A 20,905-nucleotide genomic window follows, 5' to 3' on the forward strand; every position below is an offset into this window, starting at 1 on the left:
CGTCAATACCTTGCTACCGCATCGCAAAGAGTTCCTGGTGGAAGCGCTGAGCCACGGGAAAGCCTTGTGTGGCGAAGTCGCGCTTTAGTGCTTCGCCGAAGCCAATCGGGCCACAAAACCAGATGCTCGCTTCACGCCATTTGGGAACGGAGGCTCGAACGCGCTCGGCCGTTAGTCGGCCGTCGCGCGCATCGACCCACAAATGCAGTCGGACCTCAGCGGCCTCGGCGTCCGCGGCCAGGTTGGCGAGGGCTTCTTCATCAACATCGGCGGTGCTGTGGAACAGATCCGCCGTCTGCCCGACTGGCCAGTCAGGCGCTGCCTTCTGCAAGGCCATGTGCTTCATGCGCGCGACAAAGGGCGTGATACCGATTCCGCCGCCGATCCAGATCTGATGCGTGCAGTCGTCATCAAAGGTAAAACAGCCATAGGGGCCTTCTATTTTCACCTCTTGTCCGACCCGAAGCTTATCGCGCAGGCGGCCGGTGTGGTCGCCCAGTTCCTTTGTGATGAAGGAGATCCTTGGCCTTTCGGGATGCCATGCCGAGGCAATAGTGTACGGATGGGCACCCTCCGCGACGTCGGACGTGGCGAAGGCGAACTGACCGGGCTTGTGTCCCGGCCACCCCCGCGGCACCTCGATTTCGGTTTCGAGCGCGCGCACCCCTGAATAATAGCGCAGAGAGAGGATCTTGCCCTTCACTTGCCGGTTCGCACCCACCCGACGCAAGAGGACGATGACAGCCGCGCATGTGCCGTAGACCAGCAGCGCTGCGGTCAGCCAGCCAACCGGCGATGTCCAATAGCTGAGCTTGATAAGCACAACCGTGTGAAACACCAGAGCCAGATAGGCGACGGCAAGGAGACGGTGCGTCTTGTAGAACATCCGATAGGGAACATAGCGAATAAGTGCCAGTGCTATCAGCAGCACAACAGCATAAAAGGTCCATTCTCCAACACCTTCCGCGGAACCGCGCAAACTCAACAGGAATGCCTGGAAGGGATCCTCGATCAAAGGTCTGTCGCCGCGCACCGGACGCTCGAGCCAGCCCCAGCCCGCTGCCCATTTCGGTCCCTGCGCCCAGAGCCAATGCAGGACCGCAACGACGAGGGCCGCGATTCCGAGCCACTTGTGCAGGCGATACATTTTGTCGAGGCCACCAAACCAAGCCTCCGGCCAGCGCGGCCGCAGCGCCACCGCCATCGCGAGGCTCATGCAGCCGATTGCGATGATGCCGGTGAACTGCATCATCAACGTACGGATGTCAAAAAAGCTGGCTGACTGAAGGGCCGATGGTTCAGCAACCAACCATAAAAGGGACAAGAGCGCGAGCACGCCCCAAAATGCACACTTTAGGTTTCGCATAGGGCGCCACCTCTAGGATGCCCCGCTTTTCCCAGAAGAACTCTGGCGCGCGGATCATTCGGCGAACATGGCGTACAGGGTGGTATTCTCAATAGCAGTTCAACCAATTTTACGGGACGCATCGAGGTTCAACAGTCTTCAACCCATGTCCGCCGGACCTGTGGTCGCGGCGATCAAAAGGCAATGAAATCCGGCAATCAGCCTTCGATCCATGAGCAGTGTTGCGCTTTGATCCGACAAGCCCTTTGATGGGTCCTCGCGACGAGGACCCTGTCGGGGGCAATCATGGATGGAACTCACCTGTTTGAACTGGTGATCGCGATGTTTCTTGCGATCATCGCGCTCAACTACGCGGCGCACAGATTTGGACTCCCGCCCTCGGTCGCATTGCTTACCGGAGGGGCAACATTGGCGTTCCTTCCGGGTCTGCCGACAATCACAGTCGATCCAGAGCTGGTTCTCGTTATCTTCCTCCCGCCGCTTCTGCTCGACGGCGCTTGGGCCATCGCTGTCGCACGACTGCGCCGTCACATGGTCGGCATCGCGTCGCTGGCCGTCGGGGCGGTGTTCTTCACCTGCGCCGTCGTGGCCGTGGTGACCCATTTCCTTTTTCCGTCGCTTCCGTGGGCCGTCTGCGCGGCGCTCGGCGCGATCGTATCGCCGCCCGACGCCGTTTCCGCCCGCGCCGTGCTGGAACGCGTAAGGCTGCCGCGCCGGCTCCAGATCTTGCTTGAAGGGGAGAGCCTCCTGAACGACGCGAGCGGCCTGGTCCTTTTCCGTTTTGCAGTTGCTGCCGCCGCCACAGGTACCTTCAGCTCGGTGGGGGCGGTTGGCAGCTTCCTCCTGCTGGCGGTTGGTGGTGCGCTCGTCGGCGTCGTGGTCGGAACCGCGTGGGTGAAGTTCGTCCGCCATCTTGGCGACGAATATCTGATTATCGCAGCTACGACGCTGCTCGCCTGGATTTCCTATCTGCTAGGAGAACAGCTTCACGTTTCAGGTGTCATCGCCACCGTCACCACCGGCCTGATCGCAACCTGGCACCAGCATACGGTACTGTCGGCAGCAACGCGCATGCGCGGGACGTCGTTCTGGACCGTTATGGTCTTCTTGATGGAGGCTGCGGTCTTCATATTGATCGGTCTGTCCTTACGCGATGTCGTCGAGCGCGGCGGTGGCTTTGGCACCGTAATTGCGTCAATGGGACTGCCAGCCATCGCTATTCTCGTCGCCCTTGTCGTCGCGCGCTTTGCCTGGGTTTTTGGATCCGATCTTGCCATCAAGGTCTGCAAGGCCCTGGGGCTGGCCCGAACGCGGCCTCTCGGTGTCGGCGCCGCGACCGTCCTGAGCTGGGCGGGCGTGCGCGGCGTCGTGACGCTCGCCCTTGCCCTCAGCTTGCCGGAAGGATTTCCTGGCCGCGACCTTATTCTGGTAATGTCGTTCGCCGTGATTTTGGGAACGGTGCTCGTTCAAGGCACGACGTTGGGGCGCGTAATCGCCTGGGCGAAACTGACCGAGCCAGACTCGGAAAGAGCCCGCCTGACAATGAGTGAGGCCGAAGCTGCAATGGCGAAGGCGCAACTGACGACCATCCAAAGGCTAGCATACGACGCCGAAGGAAAACTCATCCATCCTCGATTGCTGGAACAGTATCAGCGCAGGGCGGCGGCGATCGTCGACTATGCCGCACGAACCGAACATTATGTACCAGTCCTCCATGCTCATTTCGACGTCGTCCTTGAGGCAGTAGCATCCGGACGCCGCGAACTCATTCGCCTTCATCGCGCCGGCGAGATCGATGATGAAACCCTGCAGGAACTTGAGCGGGACCTCGACCTCGAGGAGTTGAGTGCGATCTCCGCAAAGGCATGAGACTGCAAGATGGGTTGCTACTTTTCTGTTCGCCAACGAGTGCCGTCGAATAGGGGGCAGGATTCTGCCGGCAGATCGACTGGCTTGATATCAAGGCGATCGGCTCGATATCGAATTAAATAGCCCGACGCCGGTCAATTCTGTCAGCTCGTCCATAAGTCTATCCTGATAAGCCGCGTCCGTGACCTCTGCGGCTGGTTGGCGCTGCTGGCGGTGATACCAATAGGCACCGCTTGCCTTCGCAGCCTCGTCGTTGCTCGTCGCCAGCCAGGTCTGGGTCTGATAGCCCATCTTTAGATCATCAGGCGCTCCAGGCCCGCCCATCTTGGTCGGCACCCAGCCGGGATCAACAGCATTGCTGATGACCTCGGTCCAGTGCCGCGCGACGGCGGCCGCGATGGTGGCGACATAGAGCTTGCTTTCCGAATAGGCTTGGCTTGTATTCCACGCGCGCCTTTTCCAGTCGATGTCGTCTATCAGTCCACCGCCACTCCGGTGCATTCCACTGCTTAGATAAACCAAACGATTGGGGCGATCGATCCAGGCCGTAAGCAGGTAAGGTGCCAACGTGTTGACTGCAAGAATCTTCGCATGACCTTCCAGCGTGCTCCCACGACTTCTCTCGGAGTAGATACCAGCATTGTGGATGACGGTGTCCATGCGCCCGATCTTGTTGACCTGTTCCGCAATGGAACGTGTCTCCGCGCCGCTGCTAAGATCGCCGATGACAACCGCCAAAGCTTTAGGTCGCAGGTCGGCTACGGCCAACGCCCTCTCGTTGGAGCGAGCATGCAACACGACCTCATGGCCGTCATCCATCAAAGTGCTTGCTGCGGCCAATCCCAGACCGTCGGTGGATCCTGTAATGAAGATACGGCTCATGGTGATCGCCTCCCGGCTTGTTGTCATGGCAGAAATAGGCAGGGGCGATCGGTAGGCCACCCTCACATATATGAGGAGCGCACTCGCCATCCCGCTTCGTTCAATCAAATTGAGAGTCGTGTCCGAAACAGGATTTCCTTGGGACGGCAGGACCTTTCAGGCTTCGCTCCAGGAAGCTTTTGACGAACACATTCCGCAACCGACGCACAGCCATAGATCTAGGTAGCCACTAACTATCGCCCAAGGCCTTTATGACCCGGTGGACTTTGAGACCGGTTCGACGATATTAGGCCCGGCTCGAAGAGATCGAGGGCAAAGCATAAAACTCCAGGCGAACCGCGACGAGGATGCCGAAGGTAAGGGCATCGCGCATCCGACCGTGAAGGCGCCGCAATGGCCGCGGCAGGAAGCGGCGCCGGCCGCCCTGTAATACCTCTTCAGGCAGGCTCGCATCGCCCGGCAAACAGATCCGCATGGGCGGCAAACAGCCCGGTCAGCCTGTCGATGACAGTTCGCACCTCCGGGCGCTGGCGCTCATCCTCATGCACGGTGATCCAGATGTCGTAGGTGAGACTGTCGATCACTGGCCCGGCGCGCACGAGACCATGTTCGGCATCGCCCATGAAGCACGGCAGCAGGCCGCGGCCGCCGCCGCCACGGATGAGATGGAGCAGCATCAGCGGCGTATTCGTCCAGCTGGTGATCCAGTGATCCGGCTGCTCGAAGGTCCATTTGTCGGCCGGTGTCATCGCAATCTCCGTTCCGAGCGAAATCCAGTTGTGATTGGCGGTGTTGAAAGTGGCGGCCTGATAGGCGGCGTGAGCAACGGAAACCGAACGGCGCGTGGCGAAATTTCCGCGCTCCGGGCGGCCATGCATGATGGCAAGATGCGCCTCGCGGTAGGTGAGATCGAGGCCGGTATCGAGCGCCTTGTAGCACATGCGGAACCGGTCTTCCGGTTGCCAGACTTCGGGCAGGTGGCCGGCGATGAACCATAACATCCAGGCATCCGCCCCGGTCGAAACGATTGGCAGGCTCAAGACGTCGCTGCGCCAGTCGGCGATCGTCTCTGCCGCCTCCTGCATGACCTGAACGCGCTGGAGCAGCGTCTCCCCATCCTTAGCCAGCAGATAACCGGTCGGGCCACGACGGAAGAGCGTGCGCCCCGTCGCCCGCTCCAGCGCCAGCATACGCCTGCCGATCGTCGGCGCGCTGAGGCCCGTGCGTGCCGCAGCACCCGTCAGGCCGCCCGATGTCGCCACATGGAAGAAGAGCTGCAGATCATCCCAGCTTGCCTCTTTCATGAATGAAAACCCCCTTTTATCCGCGCGTCTACCTTTGCGGGTGGTTGCGCCTTAGGTCAGTTGCATCTGACATAAATGGAGGCAGGATGATGCTTCTCAACTGGATCATGCTTTCAATCGAGCTTTGCAGAATAAGGGGCAAGCAGAGGAAAGACCCGCTCGCCGATCCGCTCGATGCGCCGGAATGGGATGGCCTGCGGTGGGCCTTGCCGCTTCTGAGCCGGATGGCGCAGAGACCTTACAAGGTCGATCAGGCATCGGCGCCGAAGAATCAAGTGAAATGCGCGATGACGGCGTCAGGCTACTCGGGAATGAAGTGACCGAAGGAACTTCACCCTACACCGTTTCCGCCCAGGCGCGCCAGGGCTCGAGTCCATCCTCGCCCTTCAGCGTGCGCCGTTTTCGCCCCAGAGCATCAGCAGAGGCATATCGAGTTTCTAGCCACACGCGGCGAGGGCAGGCGCGGCGCGCGACCAGCACGTGCGCGTCCGGGGCGACCATTAAGACAGAGATCTGCTCAAGCGACCACTCTATGAGAACAACGATCGTCTCAGTTCTGCCCGGCAACCAAAAACATCTCGCGCTCCACTTGAGGCGCATTGGCGGCTTTTTGAGACTGCAACCGTTGCTCGGCAGCGAACGCGGGCAGCGGCTTCCCGAAGAAATATCCTTGCAGGGAACGACAGCCGAGTTCAAGCAGACGAGCGACCTGACCAAAGGTCTCCACGCCCTCTGCCGTAACCTTCAGGCCGAGCTTTTTTGCCAGATCAAACACAAGTTCGACAATGGCCATGCTGGAGGAGTCGGCGAGCATGGTGTCGATGAAGCTTCTGTCGATCTTGATGATATCCACGGGAAGGCTCCGCAGATGAGTGAGGGAAGCGTAACCGGTTCCGAAATCATCGAGAGCGACCAGAACGCCCTTGTTGCGCAAACGCTGCAAGGTCTCGGCGACCTTTTCCTCCGATCCTTGCATAAACACAGTTTCAGTGACCTCGAGCAACAGGTGATTAAGCGGCACACCATGACGGCTGAAGGTTGCGCGAATTCGTGTTTCGAGGTCACCTCGCATGAAATCAGCGGTGCTGATATTGATGCCAACACGGCCGAATGACAGGCCATCATCAAGCCATCGACGCATGTCGGCCGCTGCATGTTCGAGCATCTGGGTAGTGACCCGGTGCGAGATGGTGGCGTCGGTGAGCGCCTCATGAAACTGCGCCGCCGCAATGATACTGCCGTCACTGCGTGACATGCGCACCAGCGCCTCGAACCCTATGACATCCCCGTTGGCGCTGGAGACGATTGGTTGGTAGTGAGGCGACAATCTGTTTTCCAAGATCGCCTGTTCTAATTCCCTGGTCGTCTTGAGCCTCCGTTCAATTCGAGTCCGCAACCCGGACTCGAATTGAACGTAGCCACCCCGATGTGTCTCCTTGGCATGGTAAAGCGCGAAATCGGCATTTTGCGAGAGTTCACTGACGCTTTCGCAATGTGCAGCAAATGCCCCGCCAATGGTAATTTTGGGGGTAATTGTCGACCCGTCGATCTTCAATGGGCGCGTGACGCATCGTATGAGCCGTCGAGCGATTGCCATGACGCTGCGCGCGGTGGATGCCTCTTCAACGGCAATTGCGAATTCGTCGCCCCCGAGACGGAAGATCACACCGCGGTTACGGAGCGCTCGGGTCAGTCGTTTTGCAACCTCCTTCAGGAGCACGTCGCCGGCGGCATGCCCCAGCGTATCGTTCAGCTGCTTGAGGCTATCGACATCCGCCAGCAGCAAAGCGAAGTCCGGCTTCTTCTCTCCGTAGCGAGCCTCCATGTAGCAATTAAAGGAGGCCCGGTTTCGAAGCCCGGTAAGGCCGTCCGTGTTAGCCGCTTGTATCAGCCGCTGCTCGTGTCGATGACGATCTGAGATGTCTTGCAGGATCCCAAAGAGGCGGCGGGGGACGCCGTCGACGTGCTCGATATCGCTGACGATGTGCACCCATCGCTCCTCCCCGTCAGGGGTTATGATCCGATACTCCTTATCGACACCTGTGCCGGCGCCACTAAGGGCGTTTCGAATTCTTGTTGCTACACCCGCGCGCTCTTCAGGCGCATAGCAGGAAAGCACCTTTTCGCTGGTCATTACGGTGCCCACGGGTAGGCCTACCGTGCGATAGACCTGATCCGACCAGACAATCTGGCCGGTTTGCAGATCCATTTCAAAGCCGCCGACTTTCGCTGATTGTTCGGTCTGCTCGAAACGCGCTTGTCTCAGCTCAAGCTCGCGCTGCTGCTCCTTCAGAATCGATTTCTGCCGGTGTTCGCGGACCAATCCAATAACCACAGTTGCGAGCTTCTCCAAACGGTTCAGCTCCACATGCCCAAAACTGCGGACCTTCCTATCCATGACACAAAGACTGCCGTAACACGTGCCGTTCTCGATCAGCGGCGCACCCGCATAGGAGCGGATAGCGGACCCTCCATTGACGAAGACGTTGTCTTTGAAGCGCAAATCGGCGGCCGCGTCCGATACTGTCAGGGGCTGCATGGTATCAGTAACATGCGCGCAAAACGAATGCAGGCGGGGAGCTTCTTGGAGATCCACGCCGATTCTGGCTTTAAACCATTGGCGATTTCGATCCACGAGAGAAACGAGTGCAATCGGCGCTTCAAATATGCAGCTCGTCAGTTCCACGATGGAGTCAAACTCCGGTGTGGACGCTGTGTCCATGATGTCGGCGAGCAGCAAAGCGTCCAGTCTCGTCCTCTCCGATGCCTTTGTGGTCATCTGACAGTGCCCTTTGCGATCAAAGTTACCGACGTGAGGGCAGCGTTCACGTTTTCAGACTGCAGATTGCCGAGAAGAAGAAAAGCCGTCCTGACTGCTACACCTGAGAACTGCTGGAATGATTTGGTGTTTTCGTGAATTGACAAGGCCGGCCTCTTGGAAGGGATCAAAATGAAAAGGTGCTCGCGACACACTCTGAAACCCGCCGTCATGGCGACCAGGAACGAACAGTACCCAGCAGATAGCCCTAAAATGAAGGGCGACCGTTGAGAATGTGTAAAACGCCCTCCTTAAATAAGAACCTCCTTATGAGAAGTTCACCACAGCTCGCCCGCGGTCGCCGAATTAGTTCACTTTAGCGAAGGCACCGCTCCCGCCGTAAACACATCGCGCAATCCCGCGCAGTTCGACCTTTCGCCGGATGTAGCGGAGCAAAAGCAATCATCGCGCCAGTGCGTCTTTCGGAAATCCGGCAGCCAGGCAATCGATGAACTTGCGCACCGCAGGTGGCAGGCCGCGGCGCGTCGTGAACACGAGATGCACCAGACCTCGTACCCCACGCCATGCGGGCAGGACACGCACGAGCTTGCCTTCATCCAGCGCCTGGCGGCAATTGTGGTCCGGCAGGAGTGCGACGCCAAGTCCCGCCACTGCCGCGGCGCGCACGGCCGTGAAGTCGGCGCAACTCATCCTTGGGGCGTGATTTAATATATGTCTCTGGCCATCTTCGGTCTCCAGATGCCAGTCGACGTCGCCCAACTCGTCGCTGCTCGCGAGTGTCGGATGGCTGCCGAGATCATCGATCCCGGTGATTCCGCTAGCAACCTGAGGGCTGGCAACAAGGACGCGGACAGAGCTGCCCAGCGAGCGCATGGTCAGCGATGCGTCGCTGTCGAGCGAGGTACGTACGCGCAGTGCGACATCGATACGCTCCTCAATCAGATCGACCGGGCGGTCGATGGCGACGAGTTGAAGGCGCACCTTCGGATGCAGCTGCAGGAACTCATTCAGAAGCGCCGAAATCGGCTCAACCAAACCAGTCGGGCAGCTCATACGGATCAGCCCGTGCGGCTCCGACTGAGCCGCGGCTACCAACGCTTCCGCCCGCTCGGCTTCAGCGACCATCGCCCTGCATCGTTCGTAAAAGGCTTGGCCGACATCCGTCACACGGAAGCGGCGGCTCGAGCGCTCGATCAGCCGAACGCCGAGCCGCGCCTCGAGTGCCGCAATGCGTCGGCTAAGCTTCGATTTTGGCTCACGCAGGGCGCGTCCCGCGACGGCGAACCCGCCATGCGTAACCACTTCGACGAAGTAGACAAAGTCGTTCAGGTCATTTCGGGTCATCGTTCCTCCTTTGGAACGCTGGGTAACATTTTTGCCCACTGTTTGCATCAGCGTTCTACTGCCATCTTCTTGTCAACAGCAATGCGCTGGATACGAGGAGTATGACAATGACAAAGAAGTTCGAGAATAAGGTCGTGGTTGTAACGGGCGGCACGAGCGGCATCGGGCTGGCGACCGCGAAGGCTTTTTCTGAGGAAGGCGCGTCGGTGTTCATCACCGGCCGCCGGAAGGAGGCGATGGAGGCCGCCGTCAAGGCAATCGGCGGCCGCGTGACAGGTGTCCAGGGCGACATGGGCAAACTGGCCGATATCGATCGGCTCTACGATGCCGTCCAGCAAAAGCATTCCCACATCGACATCGTGTTTGCCAATGCCGGCGGCGGCGAATTCGCCCCCCTCGGCGCGATCACCGAAGAGCACTACCAAAAGACCTTCGACACCAACGTCAAGGGCGTGCTGTTCACCGTGCAGAAGGCTCTTCCGTTGCTGCGCGACGGCGGCTCCGTCATTCTCACGTCCTCGACGACCAGCATCTCGGGCACCCCTGCCTTCAGCGTCTATTCTGCAACGAAGGCCGCCATCCGCAACTTTGCCCGCAACTGGATCCTCGATCTGAAGGATCGCCATATCCGGGTCAACGCGATCAGCCCCGGAGTGACCGACACCGCGGGTGTGGAGGAGCTTTTTGGCAATGGCGAAAGCGCCGAAAACACAAAGAACTATCTCGCAAGCCTTATCCCGGCCGGCCGTATTGGCAAGCCGGAAGAGATCGCCAAGGCGGTGATGTTCCTTGCCTCGGATGACGCGTCCTTCGTCAACGGCATCGAGCTCTTTGTCGATGGCGGCCACGTCCAGATTTGAGTCACGAGCGAACCGGAGAACGACCATGGCAGACATAGAAACCCTGCTCGAACGGAATCTCCACGGAATCTTCGCGGAGGGCGATGAAGCCCTCCGCCGGAAGGTTGCAGAAGAAATCATGCACAACGACGCCGTCTTCGTCGAACCGCACGGGGTCTACAGCGGCAGGGATGAAATCGTCAGAATCGCGGGGGTCATCCGCGCAACGCATCCGACGTTCAGATACACGCCGCTTGCTGGGCCGGAAGTCCTTCATGACCAGGCCGGACGGGTGAAGTGGGTGGCCGGAGAGCCGGGCAAGCGTCCGGTCTACGCCGGAACTGACTTCATCGTAGCAAGAGATGGGAAGATTGCCGCGATCTATCTCTTCTTCGATGGTCAACCCGATCCGACCGGACCTGCGTTGCCCACCTGAGACCGCGCTGGTTGGTTATCCTATTCCAACAAAAACCCTAACTTACGACAAAGACGCCTCTGAACTCCTTCACCGTTCAGCTTGGCGAGGAGCTTCGGGGTCAAGAACATCAACGTCAATGCAGCCCCTCCCGGCCGGGTTCGCACCGGGTGTTCATGCCTCGACCGTCTTGTTTCCCGACGCCGGCACGATGGCAAGACACGGGCAAAAAATACACCTATGCCACGCGAGGCACACCAACGAGCGACGCTTTAATCGGCGCCACCCAATAAACTGGGGAGGGCGCGGCTAGCACCTTTCTCGTCCCGAGCGGGCTTGCTGCGGTCAGGATGGCGCTCCTGGCGTATACCTTTCTCGCCGGGATCACGCACTGATCGTCGATTTCCGCCTTTGCTATGGAGGGCATAAAAATACACCACGAGCCTTCCGCTGGAACATGTGTTGCTCGCAGCAACTACGGCGACGGTTAGCTGGAAGTCGGGAAGGTAGTCCCTTCACTCGGGCCAATTTGCAAGGGAAACCGTTTTAAACCGCGTGCGTTATTTGGCGTTATGTTCCTATAGTCCACAAACTCTATGGACTATACTCCTGAAAACTCGGAGTTTGAAGGAGATTGAGATGAGCGCCTCGAGGCATTGCGCGCGGCTTTCTCGAATCCGTGATCAGCTGGAAACCCAGCTTTTGCTGCACGAAGCCCGGGATTGCTTCGACGAGTACGACCACGACGGTGGTATCGAAGCTGAACTGCGCGACCGCATTTTTGAGATCGGCAATGAGCTTGCAAATATCTGCGGCCCTTACGAACATCACGACGCGCATGTCGAACGACTTTCCGAATATAAACCCGGCCTGATTCAACGCGCCCTGTCATCTTTGGCGGGTCTCAGGCCTCTAGCCCATCGATAACACGCGAAAGGAAGAGCGATGTTGCGATCACTCGCGCGCTGGCTTTGGCGGAGGTCTAGGAAAATAGAAGACCCCGCGCACCTGGAACCAGGACGACAACCGATCCACGCCAGTGAAGATGACCAATATTTAGCTCGATCCTACGAGCTCTATTACTGGGGCGCTGTACCAGGGCCGTGGTACTAGCCTCAACGACGAAGTGTAAGCACTGTTCAAGCCTGCCCGTTTGGAGGGCAGCATCTGGAGAAGGCGCGGTCAATATGAGAGACGCCAATCATACGGTGACGACAGCCGAGCTTATAAGGGCGTCTACCGAGTTGCCGGCGCTGGATGCCAGGCAGCGACGCCTAATCATCACCCGCTTGGTCCACGCGCTCCTTGAACACGTCGAGGTGCTGGAGGATGCTCCTTCACAAAGTTCAAGGGTCACTCATCTCGGCCGAACACTTCTGACTATGGCCGAGAGCGTGGCGACTGCCGACGACACCGCGTTCTCAGCGGTGCTCTTGGAAGCGGCGATCCTCCTGCGGAAGCTTGACGCCGTGACCGCACGCCGCGTGCCTCTCCTGCCGAATTAGAGTTTAAACCAACCTCTCGCGATCTAGCGCAATGAGTATCACGGACCGGTTTGTTCTCAGGCTGGTTGATGCCCGGCACCATGTTCGATGTCATGCGATCAGGTGGCTCGATCCCTCAACGTTGATGTGGCCCTACGAGATCTGAGTGCCGCAAGGGCGGCTGTACAGCATGGAGCAGGCATTGACTTGCGCCGTTCGAAAGCCTTGGGTTAGGTGCTGACGTTGGCCCGCGCAGAGACAAAGTCAAAAAACCTCATCAAGGCGACCAATTGCCATCATTGATCGCGCTTTAGACGCAGACGGGCTCCTGTGTAATCGCCATTGGTAATTTCAACACCGTGAGCGGCATAGGCGCTGCTTTGATTTTTTCCTTAGTTGCTTCCGTAGCGCTGCCGGTTGTTTCGAAGCGATGCACGGTTGAAAAAGCGATTCCAGCCTTTTCAGCAAGGCTCGGCGTCGCGTGGAACCGGGAAGATCCGACCGCCTCGCGCGACGACATCGTCGATATCGCCCGGTCGCTGGCACGGCCGGGGCGGTGAGGGCCGCCGTGTTCGGCTGACCCCGACGGCTCGGCTGCCCGTCCGCGGGTCCTTGGCTAGCTGCCTGCTGTTGACCATCCCGTCTGCCGTCCGCGCCGCGCGTCCTGCCCCGGCTGTTGGTCCTGCCGGGTTCGCGACGCAGGAACCATCCAGACCCATGAGGAGCTTCCTGCACCCATTCCGTTACGAACGTCGTCAACCTGTCAGAGATTGCCTCAAGTGCGCCTTGTACGACCGACGGCGCAAGTGCCCTGATCCGGGCGCCAATCTAGTTGTAGGAACTTCTTACGTCGAAATTACATCCGGTCTTGGCGCGGATCTCGTCGAGTGATACGTCGTTCGCCATCTCTATCAAAGACATCGCAGGTGGGCCTTGGCGGGAGACCTCGAAAACTCCAAGGTCCGTGATGACGAGGTCGGTCACCCTGCGGCCGGTGAGCGGCAAGGTACATTCGTTCAGCAACTTCGGTTGTCCCTTGGCCTCATGCTCCATGACCACGATGACGCGTTTAACTCCGGCGACGAGGTCCATAGCGCCCCCCATACCCTTCACCATTTTCCCGGGGATCATCCAGTTCGCGAGGTCGCCGGATTGAGACACCTGCATCGCTCCCAATATCGAAAGGTCGATGTGGCCCCCGCGTATCATTGCAAAGCTATCTGCAGAAGAAAAATAACTTGTCTTCGGCAGTGCTGTAATTGTCTGTTTCCCGGCATTAATGAGGTCGGGATCCTCCTCCCCCTCGAAGGGGAAAGGCCCCATTCCAAGCATGCCATTTTCGCTTTGCAACGTCACTTCGATCCCATCGGGAATGTAGTTGGCGACGAGCGTCGGAATGCCTATCCCCAGATTGACATAAAAACCGTCCTGCAGTTCCTGCGCGGCCCGTGCTGCCATTTGTTCGCGAGTCCAAGCCATTTCAGGCAACCTCCATTTCTTTTGGCCGCACAGTCCGCTGTTCTATGCGCTTTGCAGGTTCCGGCACATGCACGATCTTCTGAACGAAAATGCCGGGCGTGTGCACGGAGTCAGGGTCGATCTCGCCGATGGGCACTAGGTGTTCGACCTCCGCGACAGTGAGGCGGGCGGCAGTTGCCATCATCGGATTGAAGTTACGCGCTGTCCGTCGGTAAAGAAGATTGCCTTCAGCGTCGCCCTTCCATGCGTGGACAAGCGCGATATCCGCGAACAAGCCTGTCTCCATCACGTGGTCGACGTTCCCGAACCGACGCGTTTCTTTGCCGTCGGCAATAAGCGTTCCGACGCCCGTTTTCGTGTAAAATGCAGGAATCCCCGCGCCCCCGGCGCGAATACGCTCCGCGAGTGTTCCCTGTGGATTGAATTCGAGTTCCAGTTCTCCCGACAAGAATAGCTCTGCAAAGAACTTGTTCTCGCCGACATAAGACGAGATCATTTTTTTAATCTGCCGGCTGCGCAAAAGAATGCCGAGCCCATAGTTATCAATGCCCGCATTGTTAGAGATAACTATAAGGTCCTTGGCACCTGATAGATGCACAGCGTCGATCAAGCTCGCCGGAATGCCGCACAGGCCGAAGCCGCCCGACATTATCGTCATCCCGTCCGCGAGTTCGTTTGCCAAGGCTTCTGCGGCGTCAGAAACTACTTTTCTCAAGACCTCTCCTCCTCTCTAAACTGTCGCAACGATTTCGATTGAACGGAAGCTAGACCTCAACTCGGAATCCGAGTTAGCAGTATTTCTACTGCACTTCATGCGGATCTAATAAGCCATGGAAGCTGATGAATTGCTCTTCCAACTGAAAGAGATACCGGTACCGATGGTATATGCGACTTACCGCATCATTCGGGACTGCAATGAGGAGTTCTGCCGTTTGTTCGGCTATCGCGGTTCTGAACTGATCGGTAGGAGTTTCGCTAGACTATATCCGAAGCACGCCGACTTTGTCCGCACGGGTAAGATGTGGCAGGAAAATATGCGCGGCGGTCAGGTCTATTACGATGAGCGGATCATGATATCGAGCGACGGGCGCCGCTTTTGGTGTCAGGTTCACGGTCGGACGAGGCACGCTACCGATCCGTTCGCAAAAGCAATTTATTGTTTTCAGCCGATAGCGCGAAAGGTCGCTGAAATCCGCTTTCGCCTTACCGATCGCCAGTTTCAGATCGTCGCACTCGTTGCACAGGGTAAAACAAACGCTTCGATCGGTCGTGAGCTTCGTTTATCGGTCCGCACTATCGAATCCCATCGTGCCAGGATCATGAAGACATGGGGATTCAAAAACACCGCAGAACTGATAGCGGCATTTTCCAATCAAAACAGCGAATAACGCTTGCCGATGCAGGCGCTGAATTTCTCGGGTAAGGATTCCTACAAAGCACAACTCCGGCCTGCTGGAGTTGAACCACGACGTCAGTAGGGCAAAGAAGGCTGCCAACAAAGGACCTGTGGTAATTACAGATCGCGGGAAACCGTCGCATGTGTTGATGACGTACAGCGATTTCGTGCGCCTGACTGGCAAGCGTCGGAATCTCGTCGATGCTCTTTCAATGCCTGGGCTATCGACGATCGAGTTAAACCCACCGAGAGCCGATATTGCGCCTCGTGAGGTCGATCTGTCTTGAAGTACCTGCTGGACACAAATGTCGTCTCCGAACTACGCAAAGTTGGAGACGGCAAAGCAGATGCCAACGTGACGAAGTGGGTCGGTGCGCAAGATTCCCATGAATTGGTTATTTCCGTTATTACAATCCTTGAAATTGAGCGCGGGATATTAACCATCCAGCGTCGGGACACTGCGCAGGGTTCGCGTTTGCGGGGGTGGATGGACAGCCATGTTCGCCCCGCGTTTGCCGAGCGAATTCTGCCAATCGATGACGCGATAGCGACGCGTGCCCACTTGCATATTCCAGACCGGCGCAACGAGGCCGATGCTTTGATCGCCGCTACCGCGCTGGTTTACGGTCCGACTGTGGTCACCCGTAATGTTCAGAATTTCAAAGATACCGGAGTGATCATAATCGATCCGTGGCAAAGCTGAAATTGGGGCGACACCGATGGGAAGATTCCCTTCGCAAGAATTCCTCAGGTCGCCGCCACCAAGGGCCCTGTTGTCTGGTGCCCGACGCGGTGAGGGCTTGCGATGACCAGGGTCGTCTCGATCTACCTTCCGATCGCATTCGTCGCGCCGATCCGTCCATCCCGCTTGTGCAGGCGGCTGTCCGTGCTAATCCAGCCCCGAAGCGTGCAGTTATACCAAACTGCCCTAATACGAAGTCGGCAGCAGGTAGTTGGACGGCGAGGGCAGGTCGATTATGGACCTCACGTCCGTGGCATTCGCCGCTACGATCAGCTGATAGGTTCCCGATTCAGCCAGGAAGGCGCCGGTCTCGATGTCGAAATAAGCGAGATCGCGGGGAGTGATCTTCAGCGTGGCAGTCCCAGTTTCGCCGGGCTGCAGCGAGAGCTTTGCGAAAGCGCGCAGTTCCTTGTTCGGCCGTTCCACCTTGGCTCTCGGCGAGCTGACATAGAGCTGGACGAGTTCCGAGCCGGGCCGGTCGCCTATATTGGTGAGGTCGACGCGGACGGTCACGCCTTCGGAACTCATTTCAGTTGCCGAGAGCTGCGGTTCGCTCCAGCGGAAGCGGGTATAGCTGAGGCCGAAGCCGAAAGGAAAGAGTGGGCCGACGGCGCGCGTATCGTGGTGGCGGTAGCCGACGAAGACACCTTCGGCATAGCGCACATGGCCGTCCTGACCCGGATAGACGGCAGGATCGCCCGTGATGGCGGAATTGTCGGTCAGCGCCTTCGGGAAGGTCTGCGAGAGGCGGCCGCCGGGCTCGGCATCTCCGAACAACACGTCGGCGACGGCATTGCCGAGTTCCTGCCCCGGATACCACATCTGCAGGACGGCGCGGACCTTGCCAAGCCAGGGCATCTCGATTGGGCCGCCGGTCTGCAGCACGACGATGGTATTGGGGTTAGCGGCGGCAACCTTCTCGATCAGTTCCTTCTGCCGGCCCGGAAGCCGCATGTCGGGAAGGTCCAATCCTTCCGTATCCCACTCGCCGTCACGGCCGACGAAGAGAAGGGCTACTTCGGCATTGCGGGCAGTCTCGACGGCAGACTCGATATCGGCCTCGCCGAGCGGCTTTTCGACGCCGAAGCGGACCGCGATGAGGTTGATCCCTTCCTCGCTAGCCATGGACGGCTCATATTCGACGGTGATTTCGTAGGAACGGCCCGCTTCCAGCGGCACCGCGCCGCGCTGTTCGTCATTGGCGGTGCCGAAATAATTCTCGCCGCGCGTCCAGCCTTCACGGCCATCGACAGTGAGCCGGCCGTCGACAAAGAGCCGCGCCAGACCGGCATTGGTCATGCCGAAGGCATGCTCGCCGCTCTCCTCCGGCGTGAAGTGCATCTTCATTCGCGCCGAGAAATCGGCAGGGTCGAGCTCTTCCGACGGCAGCTCAAACCAGAAGAATTCGCCCTTGTCCACGGTCTCGATATGAAGCGGATCGCCCTTGCAGCCGCGTCCCTTGAAATATTCGACAGCGATCTTGCCCTTGAACACGTCGATAAGGCGGTTATGGCGGCAGCCGACCGCGTGGCTGATGCTGTTGGCGTTAGAAAGAGCGGCTCGAATGCCTTCGAGCGGGCTTACCGTATAATGGGCGGCAATCTGCGCGCTGCCGCCGCCCATGACGCGGGCGCTATCGGCGTTCGGCCCGATGACGGCGATCCGGTCGAGCGAGGGCTTAGCAAGCGGCAGGATGCCGTCGTTCTTGAGGAGGACAGCGCCTTCGGCGCCGAGGCGCCGGATCAGCGCGCGGTCTTCCGGCAAGTCGATCGCCCGTTCGGTGAGGTCTGGCTTGCTCTTGAACGCGCCGACCCGCTCGAGCAGCCGCAGCATGCGCCGCGCCGCCGTCCGCACGGTGGCCGCCTCCACCTTGCCTTCACGCACCGCCGCAACCAGCTTCTCGCCGCGGTCGCGAGCCGGGCCTGGCATTTCGAGATCGAGGCCGGCATTGATCGTCTCAGCCGTGGAATGCGAGCCGAACCAATCTGACATGACGATGCCGTCGAAGCCCCATTCCTCGCGCAGCACCTTGGTCAGCAGCCAATGATGCTCGCTCGTATAGGTGCCGTTGAGGCGGTTGTAGGAAGACATGACGGCCATGACGCCAGCGCGGCGGACAGCCTGCTCGAAGGGCGGGAGGTAGATTTCGCGCAGTGTCCTCTCGTCGATATCGGACGACATGGTCTGCCGCTCGATTTCGGATTCATTGCCGGCGAAATGCTTGATCGTCGCGGCAATCCCTTCCCCCTGCACACCCTCGATATAGGCGACGGCGAGTTCTGCGGTCAGCATCGGATCTTCGGAATAACATTCGAAATTGCGTCCGTTGAGGCCGGAACGATGAATGTTCACCGTCGGCGCGAGCAGCACGGCAGCACCCTTGCTCTTTGCCTGGCGGGCAAGGGCAACTCCCATCTGCTTGACGAGATCAGGATTCCAGCTGGCGCCGAGCGCGATGGCGACGGGGAAACAGGTCGCCTTGACACCGGCGACCAGCGAGCCCGCACCGCGGGCGCCGTTCGGCCCGTCCGTCACCTTGATCTTCGGGACGCCGAGGCGCTCGACGGCAACGGTCGTCCAGAAATCGGCGCCCGACAGCAGCGAAACCTGCTCTTCGAGCGTCATCTTGTCGAGAATGGAATCGATCATGCAAACCTCCCGTTAAAAGACTGCTCACATCGCGGCCCTAAACCTACCGATTACTCAGTATTTTTAACATGTCAAGCAGCGGGGCGTGATGTAAGAAGAGCACAACTCAGCCCGAGGATTGCGGATCGGCGGTTCGACGTTAAAAAAGGGCGACGGGAGAAACGATGGCAGAAGAAGAGAAGACCGACAGGATCGAGAAACGGCGACGCCAGTCCCCCAAGGGAGAGGAGCGCCGCGCAGAAATCTTGGCTGCGGCTCTGCGGCGCTTTGCGGAAGACGGCTACCAGAATGCCGCGATCGGCGATATCGCTCGCGATGTCGGCCTGTCGCTGCCCGGTCTGCTGCACCATTTTCCGACCAAGGTGGACCTCTTGCTCGCAATCCTTGCCAAGCAAGATATAGATAGCGCCGACTTCATCGGCCACTTCCGCTCGGATCTGCGTAGCCTGCTCAAGGGCATGGTTGACATCTTCCGGCGCAACGCCGGTATGATCGAGGTCGTCAGAGCCTTCGCCATCCTGAATGCCGAGAGCTTGATGAAAGACCATCCGGCCAAGACGTGGTTTCTCAATCGCACCGCGCGGATGCAAAATGATATTGCTGTGACCTTCGAGCGGGCAATCGCCGAAGGTTCAATCGATGGTGGCGTTGACGCGATGGCGATGGCGGCCGAGCTGATCGCCATGATGGACGGGCTGCAAATGCTTTGGCTCCGCCAACCCGATCGTTTCGACATGGTGGGTGGACTGGAAGCTTACGTCAACCGACTGCTGACGAGCCTCGGCCTAGAGCACTAAAGGGCAAACCGGCCAATGACAACATCGATGCTGTAGAGATATTGGCGGGCTCGAGGCGTCGTCCAAGTTCGAGCCAAATGCATTTGTTGCCATGATCGAGCTTGGCGATCGCAAGCGTCAGGATGTTGGCGTCCCGGTTACCCCGTTTGACAGTGGCAATCTGCGCCACTTCGCAATGCGTCGTCACAGCCCGGTCAGCTGCCTGGTCATCGATGCAGTGATAGTACCAATCGTCGAATTTCTGCACGCGTCCCGCGGAGCCGGCTGCCTAGGGCTTTCGCTTGGAATTTCGATCTTGGCTGCCGGTGTTCAATTCTTGCTTCAAAATAAGAGCTTGCACGTGAGCAAGCCTGGATCGGATAGCCTCGATTTCGTCGATCAACCCTCCTTGGTCAGTTTCACTGCGACCAAACGACTGCTCAAGGCGATAAACGACCTCTGACGTGATGGTTCGAGAGTTGGCGCGTGCAGCGGCCTCGATTTCCCGTTTCAAATCTTGGGGAATTCGCAACCGGAAATGAGGGTCACCGCGGCTCATTGCGGCACCTCGACACTTTTTACTTGCGGATATGACGCACGGTGTGTTACACAAAATATGACGCACGGTGCGTCATGAGATTGGAGTGGCCTCAAGGTAAGCACTCTGCTTGCCGGTCGGTTAGGCAGTCCGCGAGACGGTAAATTTGTGTATGAGGAGTCGACCTGCAATCTGGGGCACCTGAAGGCTGTGCATTGTAAGGGCAGAATTCAAGCGGGGACTGTATAAATGGTACACTCCGCCCTTTCGAATCCATTCAGTTAATGTGTACCGGAAAACCATAACTGGTTGACAGGCCCGCAAGCAAATCAAAGCGTGCGGTAAAGCATCTTTTTTGACAGAAAAGCGATCAGAAAAGCCGACTCATGGAATTGCGCCAGCTCTCCTATTTCAAAGCGGTGGCCGAGGAACTGCACTTCGGCCGGGCTGCAGCGAGGGTGCGGATTGCCCAGCCGGCGCTCAGCAATCACGTCATGGCGCTGGAAAGGGAGCTCGGCGGTGCGCTGTTCATCCGCTCGACCAGGCGGGTGGAACTGACCAGGGCAGGAGAGACGTTCTATGATCGCTGCGTGCGCATCCTCAGCGAGGTCGATCTGACCACCGAGCTGACGCGGGCGGCCGGCGGCAGCCGCATGCGCCAGATCAAGATCGGCACCGTCCATCCGGCCACCATCGGCATGCTGCCGACCTTCCTTGCGAAGATCGCCCGCAAGTTCCCTGACGTGAAGATCCATATCGCTTCCGGCAACACCGGCGAGATCATCCGCATTCTGGAAAGCGGCCAGGATCCGACCGCCTCGCGCGACGACATCGTCGATATCGCCCGGTCGCTGGCACGGCCCCGGCGGTGAGGGCAGTCGTGTTCGGCTAATCCCGACGGCTCGGCTGCCCGTCCGTCCTTGGCTAGCTGCCTGCTGTTGAGCATCCCTATGATGCCCGCGCCGTCGCCTCCTGCCCCGGCTGTTGGTCCTGCCGGGCTCGCGCTGGCCCGCAACGGCGTTGCCGTCCTCCACTTCCGTTCC

General features: G+C 58.8%; 19 protein-coding genes and 3 pseudogenes. 13 read left to right on the forward strand and 9 right to left on the reverse strand.

Features of this window, described 5'->3' with window-relative positions:
• Positions 1–13: 13 nt before the first annotated feature.
• Positions 14–1,366 carry a ferredoxin reductase family protein gene (locus tag BN77_RS27050; RefSeq protein ID WP_040678519.1) on the reverse strand — a complete coding sequence of 451 codons (1,353 nt, stop codon included), beginning with the start codon at positions 1,364–1,366 and terminating at the stop codon, positions 14–16.
• A gap of 285 nt (positions 1,367–1,651) precedes the next feature.
• Between BN77_RS27050 and BN77_RS27055 the strand changes: the two genes are divergently transcribed.
• A complete protein-coding gene (locus BN77_RS27055; RefSeq protein WP_007538209.1) occupies positions 1,652–3,235 on the forward strand; it encodes a Na+/H+ antiporter in 1,584 nt (527 codons plus the stop codon).
• A gap of 90 nt (positions 3,236–3,325) precedes the next feature.
• On the opposite strand, the gene BN77_RS27060 is transcribed toward BN77_RS27055, so the two are convergent.
• Positions 3,326–4,117 (reverse strand): SDR family NAD(P)-dependent oxidoreductase, encoded by a 792-nt coding sequence (locus BN77_RS27060; protein ID WP_007538211.1) that lies wholly within the window; start codon positions 4,115–4,117, stop codon positions 3,326–3,328.
• Between the two features lie 437 nt (positions 4,118–4,554).
• Entirely contained in the window at positions 4,555–5,421 is an 867-nt protein-coding gene (locus tag BN77_RS27065; RefSeq protein WP_007538214.1) for a LysR family transcriptional regulator, read from the reverse strand.
• 86 nt (positions 5,422–5,507) lie between these two features.
• On the opposite strand from BN77_RS27065, the gene BN77_RS27070 reads away from it, so the two are divergent.
• The gene (locus BN77_RS27070; RefSeq protein ID WP_244426241.1) at positions 5,508–5,741 is read left to right on the forward strand and encodes a hypothetical protein; all 234 of its coding nucleotides are present in this window, start codon (positions 5,508–5,510) and stop codon (positions 5,739–5,741) included.
• 230 nt (positions 5,742–5,971) lie between these two features.
• On the opposite strand, the gene BN77_RS27075 is transcribed toward BN77_RS27070, so the two are convergent.
• Both BN77_RS27075 and BN77_RS27080 read right to left on the reverse strand, forming a co-directional pair.
• Positions 5,972–8,161, reverse strand: coding sequence for a putative bifunctional diguanylate cyclase/phosphodiesterase (locus tag BN77_RS27075; RefSeq protein WP_244426242.1), 2,190 nt, complete (start codon positions 8,159–8,161; stop codon positions 5,972–5,974).
• A 480-nt stretch (positions 8,162–8,641) separates the two neighbouring features.
• Positions 8,642–9,544, reverse strand: coding sequence for a LysR substrate-binding domain-containing protein (locus tag BN77_RS27080; RefSeq protein ID WP_007538223.1), 903 nt, complete (start codon positions 9,542–9,544; stop codon positions 8,642–8,644).
• A 107-nt stretch (positions 9,545–9,651) separates the two neighbouring features.
• On the opposite strand from BN77_RS27080, the gene BN77_RS27085 reads away from it, so the two are divergent.
• The 6 genes and pseudogenes from BN77_RS27085 to BN77_RS34450 all read left to right on the forward strand — a co-directional run.
• Positions 9,652–10,404: an SDR family NAD(P)-dependent oxidoreductase gene (locus BN77_RS27085; protein ID WP_007538225.1), complete on the forward strand. Its 753-nt coding sequence runs from the start codon at positions 9,652–9,654 to the stop codon at positions 10,402–10,404.
• A 25-nt stretch (positions 10,405–10,429) separates the two neighbouring features.
• Positions 10,430–10,819 carry a nuclear transport factor 2 family protein gene (locus BN77_RS27090; RefSeq protein WP_007538227.1) on the forward strand — a complete coding sequence of 130 codons (390 nt, stop codon included), beginning with the start codon at positions 10,430–10,432 and terminating at the stop codon, positions 10,817–10,819.
• A gap of 145 nt (positions 10,820–10,964) precedes the next feature.
• Positions 10,965–11,201: pseudogene (locus tag BN77_RS35130) on the forward strand (PLP-dependent transferase); the annotation flags it as partial.
• A gap of 221 nt (positions 11,202–11,422) precedes the next feature.
• A complete protein-coding gene (locus BN77_RS33755) occupies positions 11,423–11,725 on the forward strand; it encodes a hypothetical protein (protein ID WP_157224518.1) in 303 nt (100 codons plus the stop codon).
• Positions 11,726–11,985: 260 nt separating this feature from the next.
• Positions 11,986–12,303 (forward strand): hypothetical protein, encoded by a 318-nt coding sequence (locus tag BN77_RS27105; RefSeq protein WP_007538231.1) that lies wholly within the window; start codon positions 11,986–11,988, stop codon positions 12,301–12,303.
• Between the two features lie 437 nt (positions 12,304–12,740).
• Positions 12,741–12,842 (forward strand): annotated as a pseudogene (locus BN77_RS34450) (LysR family transcriptional regulator); the annotation flags it as partial.
• A 268-nt stretch (positions 12,843–13,110) separates the two neighbouring features.
• Here the strand turns inward: BN77_RS34450 and BN77_RS27115 are convergent.
• Entirely contained in the window at positions 13,111–13,761 is a 651-nt protein-coding gene (locus tag BN77_RS27115; protein WP_007538235.1) for a CoA transferase subunit B, read from the reverse strand.
• A gap of 1 nt (position 13,762) precedes the next feature.
• Positions 13,763–14,476: a CoA transferase subunit A gene (locus tag BN77_RS27120; protein ID WP_007538238.1), complete on the reverse strand. Its 714-nt coding sequence runs from the start codon at positions 14,474–14,476 to the stop codon at positions 13,763–13,765.
• 115 nt (positions 14,477–14,591) lie between these two features.
• On the opposite strand from BN77_RS27120, the gene BN77_RS27125 reads away from it, so the two are divergent.
• The 3 genes from BN77_RS27125 (at position 14,592) to BN77_RS27130 (ending at position 15,860) form a co-directional block, all read left to right on the forward strand.
• Positions 14,592–15,149, forward strand: a complete 558-nt coding sequence (locus BN77_RS27125) for a helix-turn-helix transcriptional regulator (protein WP_007538240.1) — start codon at positions 14,592–14,594, stop codon at positions 15,147–15,149.
• A 61-nt stretch (positions 15,150–15,210) separates the two neighbouring features.
• The gene (locus BN77_RS32590; protein ID WP_081593604.1) at positions 15,211–15,444 is read left to right on the forward strand and encodes a type II toxin-antitoxin system prevent-host-death family antitoxin; all 234 of its coding nucleotides are present in this window, start codon (positions 15,211–15,213) and stop codon (positions 15,442–15,444) included.
• On the forward strand, positions 15,441–15,860 hold the full coding sequence (locus BN77_RS27130) for a type II toxin-antitoxin system VapC family toxin (RefSeq protein ID WP_007538243.1): 420 nt from the start codon (positions 15,441–15,443) through the stop codon (positions 15,858–15,860). The genes BN77_RS32590 and BN77_RS27130 overlap by 4 nt, the downstream gene beginning before the upstream one ends.
• A 225-nt stretch (positions 15,861–16,085) precedes the next feature.
• Here BN77_RS27130 and BN77_RS27135 read toward each other — a convergent pair whose 3' ends face one another.
• On the reverse strand, positions 16,086–18,548 hold the full coding sequence (locus BN77_RS27135; RefSeq protein ID WP_007538245.1) for a glycoside hydrolase family 3 C-terminal domain-containing protein: 2,463 nt from the start codon (positions 18,546–18,548) through the stop codon (positions 16,086–16,088).
• A 164-nt stretch (positions 18,549–18,712) separates the two neighbouring features.
• Here BN77_RS27135 and BN77_RS27140 point away from each other — a divergent pair, with 164 nt between their 5' ends.
• Positions 18,713–19,345, forward strand: coding sequence for a TetR/AcrR family transcriptional regulator (locus tag BN77_RS27140; protein WP_007538248.1), 633 nt, complete (start codon positions 18,713–18,715; stop codon positions 19,343–19,345).
• A 268-nt stretch (positions 19,346–19,613) separates the two neighbouring features.
• Here BN77_RS27140 and BN77_RS32600 read toward each other — a convergent pair whose 3' ends face one another.
• The gene (locus BN77_RS32600; protein WP_081593605.1) at positions 19,614–19,883 is read right to left on the reverse strand and encodes an Arc family DNA-binding protein; all 270 of its coding nucleotides are present in this window, start codon (positions 19,881–19,883) and stop codon (positions 19,614–19,616) included.
• 365 nt (positions 19,884–20,248) lie between these two features.
• Here BN77_RS32600 and BN77_RS35590 point away from each other — a divergent pair.
• Positions 20,249–20,668, forward strand: a pseudogene (locus BN77_RS35590) (LysR family transcriptional regulator); the annotation flags it as partial.
• Between the last annotated feature and the right edge of the window lie 237 nt (positions 20,669–20,905).

It is taken from the genome of Rhizobium mesoamericanum STM3625 (genome assembly GCF_000312665.1).
In the GTDB taxonomy this organism is placed as follows: Bacteria; Pseudomonadota; Alphaproteobacteria; order Rhizobiales; family Rhizobiaceae; genus Rhizobium; species Rhizobium mesoamericanum.

Coding starts and splice junctions, on each gene's coding strand:
- BN77_RS27050 (WP_040678519.1), bottom strand. CDS start 1,366: ATGCGAAACCTAAAGTGTGCATTTTGGGGCGTGCTCGCGCTCTTGTCC.
- BN77_RS27055 (WP_007538209.1), top strand. CDS start 1,652: ATGGATGGAACTCACCTGTTTGAACTGGTGATCGCGATGTTTCTTGCG.
- BN77_RS27060 (WP_007538211.1), bottom strand. CDS start 4,117: ATGAGCCGTATCTTCATTACAGGATCCACCGACGGTCTGGGATTGGCC.
- BN77_RS27065 (WP_007538214.1), bottom strand. CDS start 5,421: ATGAAAGAGGCAAGCTGGGATGATCTGCAGCTCTTCTTCCATGTGGCG.
- BN77_RS27070 (WP_244426241.1), top strand. CDS start 5,508: ATGATGCTTCTCAACTGGATCATGCTTTCAATCGAGCTTTGCAGAATA.
- BN77_RS27080 (WP_007538223.1), bottom strand. CDS start 9,544: ATGACCCGAAATGACCTGAACGACTTTGTCTACTTCGTCGAAGTGGTT.
- BN77_RS27085 (WP_007538225.1), top strand. CDS start 9,652: ATGACAAAGAAGTTCGAGAATAAGGTCGTGGTTGTAACGGGCGGCACG.
- BN77_RS27090 (WP_007538227.1), top strand. CDS start 10,430: ATGGCAGACATAGAAACCCTGCTCGAACGGAATCTCCACGGAATCTTC.
- BN77_RS27105 (WP_007538231.1), top strand. CDS start 11,986: ATGAGAGACGCCAATCATACGGTGACGACAGCCGAGCTTATAAGGGCG.
- BN77_RS27115 (WP_007538235.1), bottom strand. CDS start 13,761: ATGGCTTGGACTCGCGAACAAATGGCAGCACGGGCCGCGCAGGAACTG.
- BN77_RS27125 (WP_007538240.1), top strand. CDS start 14,592: ATGGAAGCTGATGAATTGCTCTTCCAACTGAAAGAGATACCGGTACCG.
- BN77_RS27135 (WP_007538245.1), bottom strand. CDS start 18,548: ATGATCGATTCCATTCTCGACAAGATGACGCTCGAAGAGCAGGTTTCG.
- BN77_RS27140 (WP_007538248.1), top strand. CDS start 18,713: ATGGCAGAAGAAGAGAAGACCGACAGGATCGAGAAACGGCGACGCCAG.
- BN77_RS32600 (WP_081593605.1), bottom strand. CDS start 19,883: ATGAGCCGCGGTGACCCTCATTTCCGGTTGCGAATTCCCCAAGATTTG.